Raw genomic sequence first — 14,885 nt, 5'->3', positions numbered from 1 at the left:
ATCGTGCCGATGATCCTGCTGTTCGGCCCGCGCCTGGCGCAGCCGCGCGCCACGCTGGCGGCCAGCGTGCTGGTCGTGCTGGGGGCCTTCGCGCTGCTGTTCGTCTTCATCGTCGGCGGCCAGGCCTTCCCGCTCGAGATCTTCCCCGGCTACGAAGTCAGCAGTTCCTTCGGCGACGGCACGGTCGCGGCCTATGTGCCCAGCCTGCCCGAGTGGCTGCTCGGCTTCGGCGGCCTCGGTGCGGCCTTCGTGCTGACCACCATCGGCGTGCGCGTGCTCGACTTTCTGCCGCAGGACGATCTGCCGGCGCTCGCAGGCAAGGACTGATGCGATGACCACGCCCGCCCTGCCGACCCCCGCCGTACTTGTGGCCGCCGCGCACAAGTCGTCCGGCAAGACGACCGTGACGCTCGGCCTGGCCGCCGCGCTGCGCGCACGCGGGCTGGCTGTGCAGCCATTCAAGAAGGGGCCGGACTACATCGACCCGATGTGGCTGGGCCTCGCCGCCGGCCGCCCGTGCCTGAACCTCGACCCGATGCTGATGGCGAGCGACGAGATCGAGCGCAGCGTCGCGCAGCGCGGCCGCGATGCCGATGTCTGCCTCGTCGAGGGCAACAAGGGCCTGCACGATGGCCTCGCGCTGGACGGCAGCAACTGCAACGCGGCGCTGGCCAAGCAGCTCGGTCTGCCGGTGCTGCTGGTGATCGACGCGCGCGGCATGACGCGCGGCATCGCCCCGCTGATCCTCGGCTACCAGGCCTTCGACCGCGAGGTGCACATCGGCGGCGTGATCCTGAACCAGCTCGGCGGCAGCCGCCACGAGGCCAAGCTGCGCGCGGTGATCGAGCACTACACCGACCTGCCGGTGCTCGGCGCCGTGCAGGCCGACCCGCGGCTGGAGCTGGTCGAGCGCCACCTCGGGCTGATGCCCGACCGCGAGCTGGACGATGCGTCGGCCCGCGTGCAGGCCATGGGCCGCCTCATCGGCGAGCAGGTCGATCTGGCCGGCGTGTTGGCGCTGGCCGCCCGCCGAACGCCGATGGCCGAACCGCCGCCGCTGCCGCGTGCCTCCTCGTCACTGGGCCATGCGCGCGGTCCGTTGCGCATCGGCATCGCCCGCGACAAGGCCTTCGGCTTCTACTACCCCGACGACCTCGCCGCCCTCGAAGCCGAGGGCGCCGAGCTCGTGCCCTTCGACACGCTGGCCGATGCACAGTTGCCGCCGGCGCTCGATGGCCTGTTCATCGGCGGCGGCTTCCCCGAGCTGTTCATGGCCGAGCTGGAGGCCAACGTCTCGCTGCGCACCGAGATCCACCGCGCCATCGTCGACGGCCTGCCCGCCTACGCCGAATGCGGCGGCCTGATGTACCTCGCGCGCAGCCTGAACTGGAACGGGCGCAGCGCGCAGATGGTGGGCGTGATCCCGGGCGATGCCGTCATGCACGCCCGCCCGGTCGGCCGCGGCTATGTGCGGTGGGAGGAAGTGCCGGGCCTCGCCTGGCCCGACGTGGCGGGTGGCGGTGGCACGATCGCGCGCGCCGGCCACGAGTTTCACCACTCGAGCCTCGAGAACCTCGATCCCGATGTGCCGATGGCCTACCGCGTGCTGCGTGGCCATGGTGTCGACGGCCAGCGCGACGGCGTGCGCATCCACCACCTGCTGGCCAGCTACATGCACCAGCGCCACACCGGCGGCAACGACTGGCCGCGGCGCTTCATCGCCTTCGTGCGGGAGGTGCAGGCCACTCGCGCACCGCAGCATGCAGCGCACACGCCCGCCCCGGCGCATGCGCTGCGCCTGGCCTGAAGGAGCCACACGATGAACGACACGCTGCAGCAGGACGTGGTGATGGTCTCGGGCCGGCCGATCGCAGTCGACTCCGAGGGTTACCTGAAGCGCCTGGGCGACTGGTCCGAGGGCTTCGCCGAGGCGCTCGCGCAGCGTGAGGGTCTGACATTGACACCGGCGCACTGGGAGCTGATCCGCTTCCTGCGCGCCTACTACGCCGAGCACGGCGTGCAGGCCCAGGTGCGGGTGATGATCCGCCACTTCACCGCGGCCTGGGGCCCGGCGCGCGGCAACAACCACCACCTGCACACGATGTTTCCGCGCGGGGGCCCGCAGAAGCAGGGCAACCGCCTGGCTGGACTGTTGCGAACGAAAGGCGAACACTGATATGAATGCCTGCGTCGACCTGCCCCGCTCGCTGCTGCGCCCCGGTGCCGGCGCCCGCCCCGGCCGCGTCTACCTCGTCGGCGCCGGCCCGGGCGACCCCGATCTGCTGACGCTGCGCGCCGCGCGCCTGCTGGCCCAGGCCGAGGTCGTCGTGCTGGACCAGCTCGTTTCGGCCGAGGTGCAGGCACTGATCGCCCCCCGCGCGCAGGTCATCGATGCCGGCAAGCAGCGCCAGCGCCACACGATGGAGCAGGACGAGATCAACGCGCTGCTGGTGCGGCTCGCGCGCCAGGGCCGGCAGGTCGTGCGGCTAAAGGGCGGCGATCCCTTCGTCTTCGGGCGTGGCGGTGAAGAGGCGCAGGCCCTGGCCGAGGCGGGCATCGAATTCGAGGTGGTGCCGGGCATCACCGCGGCCTGCGGCGTGTCGGCCTATGCGGGCATCCCGCTGACCCACCGCGACCATGCCCAGTCGTGCAGCTTCGTCACCGGCCATGTCAAGGAAGGCGGCCCCGAGCCCGACTGGGCCGCGCTCGCGCAGCCGCAGCAGACCCTGGTGATCTACATGGGCCTGGCCGCCCTGCCACGCATCTGCACGCAGCTCGCCGCGCACGGCCTGTCGCCGGAAACCCCGGCGGCGGTGGTACAGCAGGGCACGACGGCCGCACAGCGCGTGGTCACGGGCACGCTGGCCGACCTGGCCGCGCGCGTGCAGGCCGCCGGGCTGCGTTCGCCCTGCCTGACGATCGTCGGCGAGGTGGTTCGCCTGCGCGAGCAGCTGGCCTGGTTCGAGCCGGCGCCGGTGCTCAGCGCGGCGTGCGCCTGAACAGGCTGTCGCCGCCCGCCGACGCCCCGCGCTGCTCCACTGCCAGCACCGCCGCCTCGACGCGCGAGCTCAGGTTCAGCTTGGTCAGGATGTGCCGCACATGCAGCTTGACAGTGTCGTGACTGATGTCGAGTGCGCGGGCGATCGTCTTGTTGCTCTCGCCGCGCGCCAGGTGCTCGAGGATCTCGCGCTCGCGCTCGGTCAGCGAGGCCAGCAGGTCCTGCCGCTCCTGGCCGGGCCGGCCGCCTTGCAGCATCTGCGCGAGCTTCAGCGTCAGCGCGGGCGCCACCACCAGCTCGCCGCGCGCGGCGCGGCCGATCGAGGCGATCACGTCCTCGGGTTCCATGTCCTTCAGCAGGTAGCCGCGCACGCCGGCGTGCAGCGCCGCGGCGAGGTCGTCCTGCGCATCGCTCATCGTCAGGATCAGCACCGGCGTGTCGATGCCCTCGGCGCGGATCTGCCGCAGCACCGACAGGCCGTCCCCCATGGGCATGCGCAGGTCCAGCACCAGCAGATCGGGCTGGTGCTCGCGCAGCAGGCCGCACACCTTGGACGCATCGCCGGTCGAGGCCGCCACCCGCATGCCGCCGCGGTGCTGCAGCAGGTCGGTCAGCCCGTTGCGGCACAGCGAATGGTCGTCGACGAGGACGACGCTCAGCGGGCGGGCTTCGTCGACGCTCATTGCATCGCTCCCCGCGGGGCCGTCGATGCCGGCACGATCAGCCGCACCCGGGTGCCGCCGCCGGGCCGCGCGGCAACCTGCAGCGCACCGCCCAGCCGGTGCGCCCGCTCGTCCATGATCGACAGGCCGTGGTGCGCGCGGCCGTCGCTCGCCGGCGGGCGCGGGCCGACGCCGTCGTCGTCGATGCACACCCGCACGCCCCCGGCGGGCAGCGGATCGATGCGCAGCCAGGCGTGGCGCGCCGCGGCGTGGTGCTCGATGTTCGCCAGCGCCTCCTGCACGATGTGGAACAGCTCGGACTCCCGCTCCGGCCCGAGCGACAGCGACGGCATCGCGTTGGCCACCTGCAAGGCGACCCCGCTGCGCTCGCGAAAGCGCTCGGCTAGGCCCAGCAGCGCCGGCGCGAGGCCGCGTGGGTCGGCGGGAGCGCGCAGGTGGGTGACGATCTCGCGCAGGCTGGTGTGCGCCTCGCCGACCGCATCGCGGATATCCGCCAGGTAGCGGTGCGCGGAGGCCTCGTCGTGCGCCTGCAGCGCATCTTCGAGCAGCGGCAGGCGCATCTTGACGAAGGTCAGGGTCTGGGCGATCGAATCGTGCACCTCGGCCGCCATCATGCGGCGCTGGTGAATCACGGTCGCGCACTGGTGCTCATCCACCGGGCAGGCGGTGTCGTCTTCGATGATGCGGATGGTCGGTTCGTTCATGGCCGCGGGCTCATTGCACCACCCCGTTCGCCGGGGCGCCATCGGGCCTCACCCCTATACCCTTGACGGTATATGAGCACCCATTGGATCCAGTGTTCGGCCGCCGACCCCGGCGCCGATTGACCTGCATCAAATCAGCCGCAGCGGCGCGCGTATCCCCCATAAGGGTTACAGGGTCATCACCCGTCACGGTGATGGACGGCCCCCGGCCCGCTTGCGCCTAATGACCGGCAGAGACAAGGGTCGGCCGATGCCGGTCGGCCCATACACACCCACCCACGATGCCGGCCACACCGCTGCACGACCCGACCGCCCCGCCCCTGCCCGGCGCGCGCACAGAGGTGCGCAACACCACCTGCTACATGTGCGCCTGCCGCTGCGGCATCCGCGTTCACCTGCGGCACGGCGACGAGGGCCCGCAGGTGCGCTACATCGAGGGCAACCCCGATCACCCGCTGAACCACGGCGTCATCTGCGCCAAGGGCTCGTCGGGGATCATGAAGCAGTATTCGCCGGCCCGGTTGACGAAACCACTCAAGCGCAAGCCGGGCACCGAGCGCGGCGCGGGCGAGTTCGTCGAGATCGAGTGGAGCGAAGCCTTCTCGATGCTGGAAGACCGGCTGCGCCACCTGCGCGCGACCGACCCGAAGAAGTTCGCCCTCTTCACCGGGCGCGACCAGATGCAGGCGCTCACCGGCCTATTCGCGCGCCAGTTCGGCACGCCGAACTATGCGGCGCACGGCGGCTTCTGCTCGGTGAACATGGCCGCGGGGATGATCTACACGATCGGCGGCTCATTCTGGGAGTTCGGCGGCCCCGACCTCGCCCGCGCCAAGCTGTTCGTGATGATCGGCACCGCCGAAGATCACCACAGCAACCCGATGAAGGTGGAACTGGCCAAGTTCAAGCGCCAGGGCGGCAAGTTCATCGCGATCAACCCGGTTCGCACCGGCTACGCGGCCATCGCCGACGAATGGGTGCCGATCAAGCCCGGCACCGACGGCGCGCTGCTGCTGGCGCTGGTGCACGAGATCATCGCGCTGGGCCTGTACGACCGCGAGTTCATCGCCCGCTACACCAACGCCGGCCAACTGGTGAACCAGGACGCGTCGAGCGACGAATTCGGCCTGATGCTGCGCAATGCCGAGGGCGACATCGTCAACCCCTTGCGGCCGCACAACTTCTGGTGGTGGGACCGGCTGACGAACCGCCCGGTGGCCGACCACGCGCCCGGCGCCGACCCGGCCCTGCTCGGCCATTTCGCCATGCCGGACGGCACGCCCGCCGTGCCGGCCTTCCAGCTGCTCGAAGAGCGCGTCAAGCCCTACACGCCCGAGTGGGCCGCGGGCATCACCGGAATCCCGGCGGCGACCATCCGGCGCCTGGCGCAGGAGATGGGCATCACCGCGCGCGACCACACGATCGAGCTGCCGATCGCCTGGACCGACTGCTGGGGCCGCCGCCACGACACCGTCACCGGCAACCCGGTGGCCTTCCACGCGATGCGAGGCCTCGCGGCGCACAGCAACGGATTTCACACGATCCGCACGCTGGCGATCCTGATGAGCCTGCTCGGCACGATCGACCGGCCGGGCGGCTTTCGCCACAAGGCGCCCTACCCGCGTGCGGTGCCACCGAACGCGCGGCCGCCCAAGAGCCCCGAGGCAGTGAAGCCCGACACGCCGCTGAACGGCGCGCCGCTCGGCTGGCCCGAGGGGCCGGACGACCTCTTCGTCGATGCGCAGGGCGAGCCGGTGCGCATCGACAAGGGCTTCTCGTGGGAGCACCCGCTCTCGGCTCACGGGCTGATGCACAACGTGATCACCAACGCCTGGCGTGGTGACCCGTACCCGATCGACACGCTGCTGATCTTCATGGCCAACATGGCCTGGAACTCGACGATGAACACGTCCGAGGTCCGCCGAATGCTCAACGACAAGGGTGAGGACGGCGAGTACAAGATCCCCTTCCTGGTCGTCTGCGATGCCTTCCGCAGCGAGATGACGGCCTATGCCGACCTGCTGCTGCCGGACACGAGCTACCTCGAGCGGCATGACTGCATGTCGATGCTGGACCGGCCCATCAGCGAGTTCGACGGCCCGGTCGATTCGGTGCGCATCCCCGTGCTGCCGCCGACCGGCCAGTGCAAGCCCTTCCAGGAGGTGCTGGTCGAGCTGGCCTCGCGCCTGAAGCTGCCGGCCTTCGTGCATGCCGACGGCACGCGCAAGTACCGCGACTACCCCGACTTCATCGTCAACTACGAGACGGCGCCCGGCTCGGGCATCGGCTTTCTCGCCGGCTGGCGTGGCAAGGGCGGCGAGAAGGCGATGCGCGGCGAGCCCAACCCGCGCCAGTGGGAGATGTACGAGAAGAACAACTGCGTCTTCCACCACCGGCTGTCGCCCTCGCTGCAGTACATGCGCAACTGGAACCAGGGCTACATGGACTGGGCGCAGCAGGCGGGCCTGCGGCGTGACCGCGACCCGATCGTGATCCACCTGTACTCCGAGTTCCTGCAGCGCTTCCGCCTCGCCGCGCAAGGCAAGCACCCCGGAAAGCAGCCGCCGGACCGGCTGCGCCAGCGCGTGCAGACCTACTTCGACCCGCTGCCCTTCTACTACGCGCCGCTCGAGCAGCAGGCCACCGACACGCAGCGCTACCCGCTCAACGCGGTGACGCAGCGGCCCATGGCGATGTACCACTCGTGGGATTCGCAGAACGCCTGGCTGCGCCAGATCCACACCCACAACTACCTGTTCGTCAACACGAAGACCGCGCTGGCCGCCGGCATCGCCGACGGCGGCTGGATGTGGGTCGAATCGCCCTGGGGCAAGGTGCGCTGCATGTGCCGCCACTCCGAGGCGGTCGAGCCCGGCACGGTGTGGACCTGGAACGCCATCGGCAAGGCCGCAGGCGCCTGGGCACTCGCACCCGACGCCAACGAATCGCGCCGCGGCTTCCTGCTGAATCACCTGATCAGCGAGGAACTGCCCGGGGCGAACGGCAGCGGCCCGCTGTCGAACTCCGACCCCATCACCGGCCAGGCCGCCTGGTACGACGTGCGGGTGCGCATCACCCCCGCGGGGCCTGATGAGCCGGCCGAGACCTCGCCGCAGTTCGAGGCGATGCACGCCGTGCCCGGCATGGGCGCGGCTGCGCCGAAGCGCCGAGGCTGGATGGCCGGGAAGATGAAGGTGGAGAAATGACCCAGCTCGCCCTGGTCATCGACCTGAACGTCTGCGTCGGCTGCCACGCCTGCGTGACGAGCTGCAAGCAGTGGAACACCTCGGGCGCCGCCGGCCCGTTGACCGACCTCGACCCCTATGGCGCCGACCCGAGCGGCAGCTTCTTCAACCGGGTCCAGACCTTCGAGGTGGGTACCTACCCGGCCACGCAGACCGTGCACTTCCCGAAGAGCTGCCTTCACTGCGAGGATCCGCCCTGCGTGCCCGTGTGCCCCACCGGCGCGAGCTACAAGCGGGCCGAAGACGGCATCGTGCTCGTCGACTACGACAAGTGCATCGGCTGCAAGTACTGCTCGTGGGCCTGCCCCTACGGGGCGCGCGAGTTCGACGAAGACCGCAAGGTGATGACCAAGTGCACGCTGTGCGTGGACCGCGTCACCGACAAGAACCTGCCCGAGGCCCAGCGCAAGCCGGCCTGCGTTCTGGCCTGCCCGCCCGGCGCACGCCTGTTCGGCGACATCCACGACCCAGCCTCGGCCGTGTCGGTGGCCATCAACGAACGCGGCGGCTACCCGCTGATGCCCGAGTGGGGCACGCGCCCGTCCAACCACTACCTGCCACGCCGCAAGACGCAGATCACCCTGCACGCCGAAGACCTGCAGCGCATCGACAACCCGCTGAAGCTCGACGGCAAGCAGCCCGAGTGCCCGCCGCTCGCCCCGGGACGGGAGGACTTCGCGACATGAATCCGGCGTTCTCGGTGATCTTCCTGACCACGCTGATCGGCGCCGGCCAGGGCCTGTTCCTCGCGCTGTATGCGGCCGAGCTGGCCGGCGTGCCCGCCGGTCCGGCGGCCTCGGGGCTGTACTTCGTCGGCGCGGCGTGGTCGCTGGTGCTGTGCGGCCTCGGCCTCGCGGCTTCGTTCTTCCACCTGGGCCACCCCGAGCGCGCCTGGCGTGCGGCGGCGATGTGGCGCACGTCGTGGCTCTCGCGCGAGGTCATCGCGCTGCCGCTGTTCATGGCCGGCGTGTTCGCCTGGGGCGGCGCACACGCGCTGGGCTCGCCGGCCAGCCGCTGGCTCGGCGCCGTGGCGACCGTGCTGTGCCTGGCATTGTTCGTCTGCACCGCGATGATCTATGCGTCGATCCGCTTCCTGCAGGAGTGGGCGAGCCCGCTGACGCTGCTGAACTACACGCTGCTGGGCTGCGCCTCGGGTGCCACGCTGGCCAGCGCGCTGGTCGCGCTGCGGCTGTCGCCAGCCGATGCGGCACCGTTCGCCGCCGCGGCGCTGGGGCTGACGCTGGCCGGCCTGGCCTCGCGCGCCGCCTCGCTGCGCCGCAATGCGCTGCTGAAGCCGCGATCGACGCTGCAGTCGGCCATCGGCGTCAAGCACCCCGCGGTCGTGCAGCGCGCGCAAGGCTTCATGGGCGGCTCGTTCAACACGCGCGAGTTCTTCCATGGCCGCAACGCCGCCTTCCTGCGCTCGGTCAAGTGGTTCTTCCTCGCCGCGGCCTTCGTGCTGCCCGCGGCGCTGCTGGCTGCCGCGCCAGGATCGAGCGCGGCGCTTGCCCTCGCCTTCGTCGTCCAGTTCGCCGGCTTGCTGGCCGAGCGCTGGTTCTTCTTCGCGCAGGCCAACCACCCGCAGAACCTGTATTACCAAGCGATTTCATGAGCCCACCCCCGAAGCGCCTACGGCGCCTCCCCCTCAAGGGGGCGCCACCAGCGGCCCGGCAAAGCCGGTTCCGCGGTGTCCGCTTGGCTCGGGCGGCTTTCTGCATCGCGGGCGCTGGCCTGGCGGCCCTGCTGCTCGCATCGCCGGCGTGGGCCGCCGGCAGTGCGCAAGCGTCGGCCATGCCCTGGTGGGTGTGGCCCCTGTCGCTGTTCGTCGCCTGCTTTGCGCTGGGCATCGTCGCGGTGCCGGCGGGCATCGGCGGCGGCACGCTGTTCGTGCCGATCGTCGGCAGCTTCTTTCCCTTCCACCTCGATTTCGTGCGCGGCGCCGGCCTGCTGGTGGCGCTGGCCAGCGCGCTGGCCGCGGCGCCGACGCTGCTGCGTGGCGGGCTGGCCAGCCTGCGCCTGGCGTTGCCCCTGGCGCTGCTGGCCTCGGCCAGCTCGATCGCCGGTGCGCTGATCGGCCTGGCCATGCCGGCCGCCGCCGTGCAGACCGCGCTCGGCCTGATCGTGCTGGGCATCGTCGCGTTGATGCTGGTGTCGCGCAATGCCGAGTTCCCGCGCGTGGCGGCCCCCGACCGGCTCTCGGCCGCGCTGGCGCTGAACGGTGTGTTCGTCGATGGCGCGACCGGCCAGCGCGTCGACTGGCAGGTGCACCGCAGCGGCACCGGCCTGGTCGTCTTCACCGGCATCGGCGTGCTGGCCGGCATGTTCGGCATTGGCGCCGGCTGGGCCAACGTGCCGGCGCTGAACCTGTTGATGGGCGCGCCCTTGAAGGTGGCCGCCGGCAGCTCGGGCCTGGTGCTGTCGCTGGTCGATTCGTCGGCGGCCTGGGTCTATGTCAACCAGGGCGCGGTGCTGCCGATGATCGCGGTGCCCTCGGTCCTCGGCATGATGCTCGGTGCCCGCATCGGCGCCCGGCTGCTGCATGTGCTGCGCGGCGCCGTGATCCGCCGCATGGTGATCGCGCTGCTGCTGTTCGCCGGCGTGCGCGCGCTCGGCAAGGGCACGGGGGTGTGGCCGTGAATGGGGTCGCCCAGGTCGAAGAGCTCGCGGCCATCGCCGAGCGCCCCGCACAGGCCGCTGAACAGCTCAGCTATGCGCGCTGGCTCGAATGGGGCACGCGCGCGGGCCTCGGCCTGCTGCTGCTGTGCTTCGCGGCCTACCTGAGCGGGCTGTTGCCGTCGCAGGTGCCGGTGTCGCGGCTGCCGGATCTGTGGTCGCTGCCGGTCGGCACCTACCTCCAGCGCACCGGCACCCCGGCCGGTTGGGGCTGGCTGGCGCTGGCGGCGCACGGCGACATCGCCAACCTGCTGGGCATCGCGCTGCTCGCCGGCTGCTCGCTGCCGCCGCTGCTGGCGCTGGTGCCGCTGTTCGCGTCGCGCGGCGATCGCGTTTATGCCGGCCTGTGCCTGGCCGAGGTGGCGGTGCTGCTGCTGGCCGCCTCCGGCGTGCTGCGGGTGGGGCACTGAGGAGGCGCCGATGGAGCACGTCTACAACAAGCTGCTGCTGGCGACCGAACACTCCGAGAACGACGCCGGCGCCGAGGCGCTGGCGCTCGCCCTCGCCCGGCGCTGCGGGCTGCCGCTGAACGCCGTGCTGCCCATCGTCAGCAACCCCGAGTACGAGGCGCTGGCGCCCGAGCTCGCCGCGCACGCCGAGGCGCAGGCGCGCACGCGCCTGGCCGCCCTGGCCGAGGCGGCGCAGCGCGGCGGCGTGGCGCTCGCGCTGCATGCACGGCGCGGCCCCGAGCCGTACCGCGAGATCGTCGACGAGGCGCTGAGCCTGGCGGCCGACCTCATCGTGATCCGCCGGCGCGGCCGGCGCGGCCTGCTCGCCAACCTGCTGGTCGGCGAGATGGTGCGCAACGTGGTGACCCACGCGCCCTGCAGCGTGCTGGTCGTGCCGCGTGCGGCGCGCATGTGGGCGCGGCGGGTGCTGGTGGCGGTCGACCCCGTGATGACCGACATGACGCCGGTGTCCACCGCCGCCGCGATCGCCGCGCAGTGCAGCGTGCCGCTGTCGGCGCTCAGCGTGCTGGGCGATGCGGCCGACACGGTCGCCTTGGCGGACCACGCGCTGCAGCGTGCTGCGTCGACCGCGCTGGCCTACGGCGTCGGGCTCGATGCGCAGATGTGCAGCGGGCGCCCGCACGAGCAGATCATGGCCGCCGCACGCGCACAGGGTGCCGACCTGCTGGTCATCGGCCGGCGCGGCGACGAGAGCCTGGCGCACGCCTGGCTCGGCGGCGTCGCGCAGAAGGTCATCGGCCTGGCCGACCTGCCGGTACTGGTGGCCGTCTCCCACGTCCCCTCCTCTTCCACGACCGCGATTCCCTCATGAGCGACGCACTGACTTACCTTGCCCAGGCCCGGCCCGACGCCGTCGGCCACTACCTGAAGTTCCTCAAGGAGTGCGGCAAGCACCTCGACCCCAAGACGCGCAACCTGATCTCGGTGATCACCAAGGTCCATTCGCAGACCGAGCGCGGTTTTCGCCAGTACCTCGGGCGCGCGCTGCGCGACGGCTGCACGCCGATGGAGGTGCTCGATGCGCTGCTGATGGCCTTCCCTGCGCTGGGGCTGACGAAGATCATCTGGGCCGTCGACATCATCCTCGAGATGGACATCCCGGGCTTCGCGCCCGAGGCGCTCACGGCGCCGGTGGCCGAGGGCACGTGGCACGACGTGATGGCGGCCGAGGACCTGCGCGAAGGCGAATCCACCCGCGTCGACTGCGACGACCACGGCCTGTTCGTCCACCGGGCCGGCGGCGAGTACCGCGTCTACGACAGCCGCTGCCCGCACCAGACCACCAACATCCCGCACCTCGCGCTGGACGGCCACACGCTGACCTGCCCCAAGCACGAGTGGCGCTTCGACATCCGCAACGGCCAGTGCACCGGCAAGGGCAACGCGCCGCTGCGGCAGTGGGAAACCCGGGTCGCCGACGGGCGACTGCTGGCCCGCTGGTGATTTTGGTTCCCCCGCGCCCCACGACGACAACAGGAGACAAGCCATGCATCGCACCACCCCGCGCCACTTCCGCCCCACCTGCTCAAGGAACGACGGGCCGCTCCCGAGTTCCTTGACCCCCACGGGGGGCGGGCCGGGCGCAGCCCGGACCTGGGGGCTGCTTTCTGCGCTGGCCGCGCTCGCCACCAGCCCGGCCTGGGCCACCAATGGCATGAACATGGAAGGTTATGGGCCGATCTCGACCGGCATGGGCGGGGCCTCGCAGGCGATCGACCATGGCACGGCCGCGCTCGCCCAGAACCCGGCCACGCTCGCGCTGATGGGCGACACCGCGCGGCTGGACGTGGCGCTCGGCGTGCTCGGCCCGCACGTGACGAGCTCGATGCCCGGCATGGGCAGCGCCGATTCCGGCGGCACGTCCTACGTGATGCCCGCCTTCGGCTACGCCCGCCGCTCGGGTGCGCTCACCTATGGCATGGGCCTGTTCGCGCAGGGCGGCATGGGCACCGAGTACGGCGCCGACAGCTTCCTCGCCGCGGGCTCCGGGCAGCCGGTGCGCTCCGAGCTGGGGGTCGGGCGGCTGCTGTTCCCGCTGGCCTGGCAGGTGACGCCCGAGCTGGCCATCGGCGGCACGCTGGACTACATGTGGGCCAGCCTGGACATGCGCATGGCCGCCAGCGGCGCGCAGCTCGGCTCGATGGTGACGGCCGCCAGCGGCAACCTGGCTGCCGCGCTGCCGGCCCTGGCCGGCGCCCCCTGGGCCCGCATCGATTTCTCGAATTCAAGCGATTTCAGCGGCGCGGCCTTTTCGACCGGCTGGGCCGCCAAGATCGGCGTGGTCTACAAGGCGACCCCCGCCTGGACGCTGGGCGCCTCGTACCAGATCGAATCGGCGCTGCAGGACATGAAGACCTCGGCCGGCGGCGCCAGCATGACGGCCTTCGGCGGCTTCGCCGACACCGGCCGCATCACCGTGGTCGATTTCCAGTGGCCCGCGACCACCGCCATCGGCGCGAGCTGGCAGGCCACCCCCTCGGTACTGCTCGCCGCCGACGTGAAGCACATCGCGTGGTCCGGCGTGATGAAGGACTTCAAGCTGCGCTACGACAGCGCCGGCATGGGTGGTTCAGTGAGCTTTGCTCTGGCGCAAGACTGGAAGGACCAGACCGTATTGAACTTGGGGCTGGCGTGGCGCGCGATGCCCGAGTTGACCTTGCGCGCTGGCCTGAACCTGGCTGACAACCCGATCCCCGAGGCGCTGGTGAATCCGCTGTTCCCGGCCACCGTGAAGAACCACGCCACGTTCGGCCTGGGCTGGCAGTTCAGCCCGGCCAACGAGTTCAATGGATCGCTGGTGGTCGCCCCGACCACCAGCGTGACCAACGGCGACGGCGTGAAGGTGTCGCACCGCCAGACCAGCGCGCAGCTCATGTACACCCACCGGTTCTGAAAGCGCCGGGCAGCAACGAAGGAGACAAACCATGGCACATGTGGTCATCATGGGCGCCGGCATCGGCGGCATGCCCGCGGCCTACGAGTTGCGCGCGCTGCTGCCCAAGGAGCACCGCGTCACGGTCGTCAATGCGACCGACTACTTTCAGTTCGTGCCGTCCAATCCCTGGGTGGCCGTCGGCTGGCGCGAGCGCTCGCAGGTCACGCTGCCGATCGCCCCGTACCTCGAGAAGAAGGGCATCGCCTTCATCGGCAAGCCGGTGACCGCGATCGACGCCGAGCACAGCAAGCTCACGCTCGACGGTGGCGACACGCTGGCCTACGACTACCTGGTGATCACCACCGGCCCGAAGCTGAGCTTCGACGAGGTGCCCGGCGCCGGCCCGCACGGCGGCCACACCCACTCGGTGTGCACGGTCGGCCACGCCGAGATGTTCTTCCAGGACTACAAGAAGTTCCTCGACAACCCCGGCCCGGTGATCATCGGCGCGATGCCGGGTGCGAGCTGCTTCGGCCCGGCCTACGAGTTCGCGCTGATCCTCGATGCCGACCTTCGCAAGCGCAAGCTGCGCCACAAGGTGCCGATGACCTTCGTCACCGCTGAGCCCTACATCGGCCACCTGGGCCTGGGCGGCGTGGGCGACTCCAAAGCCATGCTCGAATCCGAGCTGCGCAGCCACGACATCAAGTGGGTCACCAACGCGAAGACGACCAAGGTCGAGCCCGGCAAGCTCTTCACGACCGAGGTCGATGCCGCCGGCCAGCCGGTCAAGGAGCACGAGCTGCCGTTCAAGCTCGCGATGATGCTGCCGGCCTTCAAGGGCGTGGATGCCGTGTCGGCGGTGGCCGACATGTGCAACCCGCGCGGCTTCGTCATGATCGACGAGCACCAGCGCAGCAAGAAGTACCGCAACATCTTCTCGGCGGGCGTGTGCGTCGCGATCCCGCCGGTGGAGGTGACCCCGGTGCCCAGCGGCGCGCCGAAGACCGGCTACATGATCGAGACCATGATCACCGCACTGGCCCACAACATCGCCGACGAGATCGCCGGCCGCCCGGCGACGCAGAAGGCCACCTGGAACGCCATCTGCCTGGCCGACATGGGCGACACCGGGGCGGCCTTCGTCGCGCTGCCGCAGATCCCGCCGCGCAACGTGAACTGGTTCAAGAAGGGCAAGTGGGTCCACCTGGCCAAGATCGCCTTCGAGAAGTACTTC

At 70.8% G+C, this 14,885-nt stretch carries 14 protein-coding genes and 1 pseudogene; 13 read left to right on the top strand and 2 right to left on the bottom strand.

Annotated elements, in window-relative coordinates; all coding sequences use genetic code 11:
- The 4 genes and pseudogenes from VJ693_RS04555 to cobA all read left to right on the top strand — a co-directional run.
- Positions 1–327, top strand: a pseudogene (locus VJ693_RS04555) (molybdopterin oxidoreductase); the annotation flags it as partial.
- 4 nt (positions 328–331) lie between these two features.
- Positions 332–1,807, top strand: coding sequence for a cobyrinate a,c-diamide synthase (locus VJ693_RS04550; RefSeq protein ID WP_324152282.1), 1,476 nt, complete (start codon positions 332–334; stop codon positions 1,805–1,807).
- 12 nt (positions 1,808–1,819) lie between these two features.
- A complete protein-coding gene (locus VJ693_RS04545; RefSeq protein ID WP_324152281.1) occupies positions 1,820–2,176 on the top strand; it encodes a TusE/DsrC/DsvC family sulfur relay protein in 357 nt (118 codons plus the stop codon).
- Between the two features lies 1 nt (position 2,177).
- The gene (gene cobA / locus VJ693_RS04540; protein WP_324152280.1) at positions 2,178–2,999 is read left to right on the top strand and encodes a uroporphyrinogen-III C-methyltransferase; all 822 of its coding nucleotides are present in this window, start codon (positions 2,178–2,180) and stop codon (positions 2,997–2,999) included.
- Here cobA and VJ693_RS04535 read toward each other — a convergent pair.
- Positions 2,980–3,681, bottom strand: coding sequence for a response regulator (locus VJ693_RS04535; RefSeq protein ID WP_324152279.1), 702 nt, complete (start codon positions 3,679–3,681; stop codon positions 2,980–2,982). The genes cobA and VJ693_RS04535 overlap by 20 nt on opposite strands.
- The gene (locus tag VJ693_RS04530) at positions 3,678–4,385 is read right to left on the bottom strand and encodes a sensor histidine kinase (protein WP_324152278.1); all 708 of its coding nucleotides are present in this window, start codon (positions 4,383–4,385) and stop codon (positions 3,678–3,680) included. The genes VJ693_RS04535 and VJ693_RS04530 overlap by 4 nt, the downstream gene beginning before the upstream one ends.
- Before the next feature lie 281 nt (positions 4,386–4,666).
- Here VJ693_RS04530 and VJ693_RS04525 point away from each other — a divergent pair, with 281 nt between their 5' ends.
- From VJ693_RS04525 to VJ693_RS04485, 9 genes are all read left to right on the top strand, one after another.
- Positions 4,667–7,591, top strand: coding sequence for a molybdopterin oxidoreductase family protein (locus VJ693_RS04525; RefSeq protein WP_324152276.1), 2,925 nt, complete (start codon positions 4,667–4,669; stop codon positions 7,589–7,591).
- On the top strand, positions 7,588–8,316 hold the full coding sequence (locus VJ693_RS04520; RefSeq protein WP_324152275.1) for a 4Fe-4S dicluster domain-containing protein: 729 nt from the start codon (positions 7,588–7,590) through the stop codon (positions 8,314–8,316). The genes VJ693_RS04525 and VJ693_RS04520 overlap by 4 nt, the downstream gene beginning before the upstream one ends.
- The gene (locus VJ693_RS04515) at positions 8,313–9,242 is read left to right on the top strand and encodes a dimethyl sulfoxide reductase anchor subunit family protein (RefSeq protein WP_324152274.1); all 930 of its coding nucleotides are present in this window, start codon (positions 8,313–8,315) and stop codon (positions 9,240–9,242) included. The genes VJ693_RS04520 and VJ693_RS04515 overlap by 4 nt, the downstream gene beginning before the upstream one ends.
- 179 nt (positions 9,243–9,421) lie before the next feature.
- Entirely contained in the window at positions 9,422–10,267 is an 846-nt protein-coding gene (locus tag VJ693_RS04510) for a sulfite exporter TauE/SafE family protein (RefSeq protein ID WP_324152273.1), read from the top strand.
- Positions 10,264–10,713: a hypothetical protein gene (locus VJ693_RS04505; protein ID WP_324152272.1), complete on the top strand. Its 450-nt coding sequence runs from the start codon at positions 10,264–10,266 to the stop codon at positions 10,711–10,713. Before VJ693_RS04510 ends, VJ693_RS04505 begins: the two co-directional genes overlap by 4 nt.
- A 10-nt stretch (positions 10,714–10,723) precedes the next feature.
- Positions 10,724–11,584, top strand: a complete 861-nt coding sequence (locus VJ693_RS04500) for a universal stress protein (RefSeq protein ID WP_324152271.1) — start codon at positions 10,724–10,726, stop codon at positions 11,582–11,584.
- A complete protein-coding gene (locus tag VJ693_RS04495; RefSeq protein ID WP_324152270.1) occupies positions 11,581–12,216 on the top strand; it encodes a Rieske 2Fe-2S domain-containing protein in 636 nt (211 codons plus the stop codon). The genes VJ693_RS04500 and VJ693_RS04495 overlap by 4 nt, the downstream gene beginning before the upstream one ends.
- Positions 12,217–12,259: 43 nt before the next feature.
- Complete coding sequence (locus VJ693_RS04490; RefSeq protein ID WP_324152269.1) at positions 12,260–13,666, top strand: OmpP1/FadL family transporter; 1,407 nt, start codon at positions 12,260–12,262, stop codon at positions 13,664–13,666.
- 31 nt (positions 13,667–13,697) lie between these two features.
- A partial coding sequence (locus VJ693_RS04485) for an FAD/NAD(P)-binding oxidoreductase (RefSeq protein WP_324152268.1) occupies positions 13,698–14,885 on the top strand: 1,188 nt, incomplete at its 3' end.

Source organism: Ideonella sp., assembly GCF_035254525.1.
GTDB lineage: Bacteria > Pseudomonadota > Gammaproteobacteria > Burkholderiales > Burkholderiaceae_C > Ideonella.
The sequence above is the reverse complement of the archived record's forward strand: the minus strand, read 5'-3'. Positions and strand labels throughout refer to the sequence as shown.

Excerpts from the sequence above, each read along its gene's own strand:
- cobA (WP_324152280.1), top strand. The coding sequence starts at position 2,178 with ATGAATGCCTGCGTCGACCTGCCCCGCTCGCTGCTGCGCCCCGGTGCC.
- VJ693_RS04520 (WP_324152275.1), top strand. The coding sequence starts at position 7,588 with ATGACCCAGCTCGCCCTGGTCATCGACCTGAACGTCTGCGTCGGCTGC.
- VJ693_RS04545 (WP_324152281.1), top strand. The coding sequence starts at position 1,820 with ATGAACGACACGCTGCAGCAGGACGTGGTGATGGTCTCGGGCCGGCCG.
- VJ693_RS04525 (WP_324152276.1), top strand. The coding sequence starts at position 4,667 with ATGCCGGCCACACCGCTGCACGACCCGACCGCCCCGCCCCTGCCCGGC.
- VJ693_RS04500 (WP_324152271.1), top strand. The coding sequence starts at position 10,724 with ATGGAGCACGTCTACAACAAGCTGCTGCTGGCGACCGAACACTCCGAG.
- VJ693_RS04490 (WP_324152269.1), top strand. The coding sequence starts at position 12,260 with ATGCATCGCACCACCCCGCGCCACTTCCGCCCCACCTGCTCAAGGAAC.
- VJ693_RS04550 (WP_324152282.1), top strand. The coding sequence starts at position 332 with ATGACCACGCCCGCCCTGCCGACCCCCGCCGTACTTGTGGCCGCCGCG.
- VJ693_RS04530 (WP_324152278.1), bottom strand. The coding sequence starts at position 4,385 with ATGAACGAACCGACCATCCGCATCATCGAAGACGACACCGCCTGCCCG.
- VJ693_RS04495 (WP_324152270.1), top strand. The coding sequence starts at position 11,581 with ATGAGCGACGCACTGACTTACCTTGCCCAGGCCCGGCCCGACGCCGTC.
- VJ693_RS04535 (WP_324152279.1), bottom strand. The coding sequence starts at position 3,681 with ATGAGCGTCGACGAAGCCCGCCCGCTGAGCGTCGTCCTCGTCGACGAC.
- VJ693_RS04510 (WP_324152273.1), top strand. The coding sequence starts at position 9,422 with ATGCCCTGGTGGGTGTGGCCCCTGTCGCTGTTCGTCGCCTGCTTTGCG.
- VJ693_RS04515 (WP_324152274.1), top strand. The coding sequence starts at position 8,313 with ATGAATCCGGCGTTCTCGGTGATCTTCCTGACCACGCTGATCGGCGCC.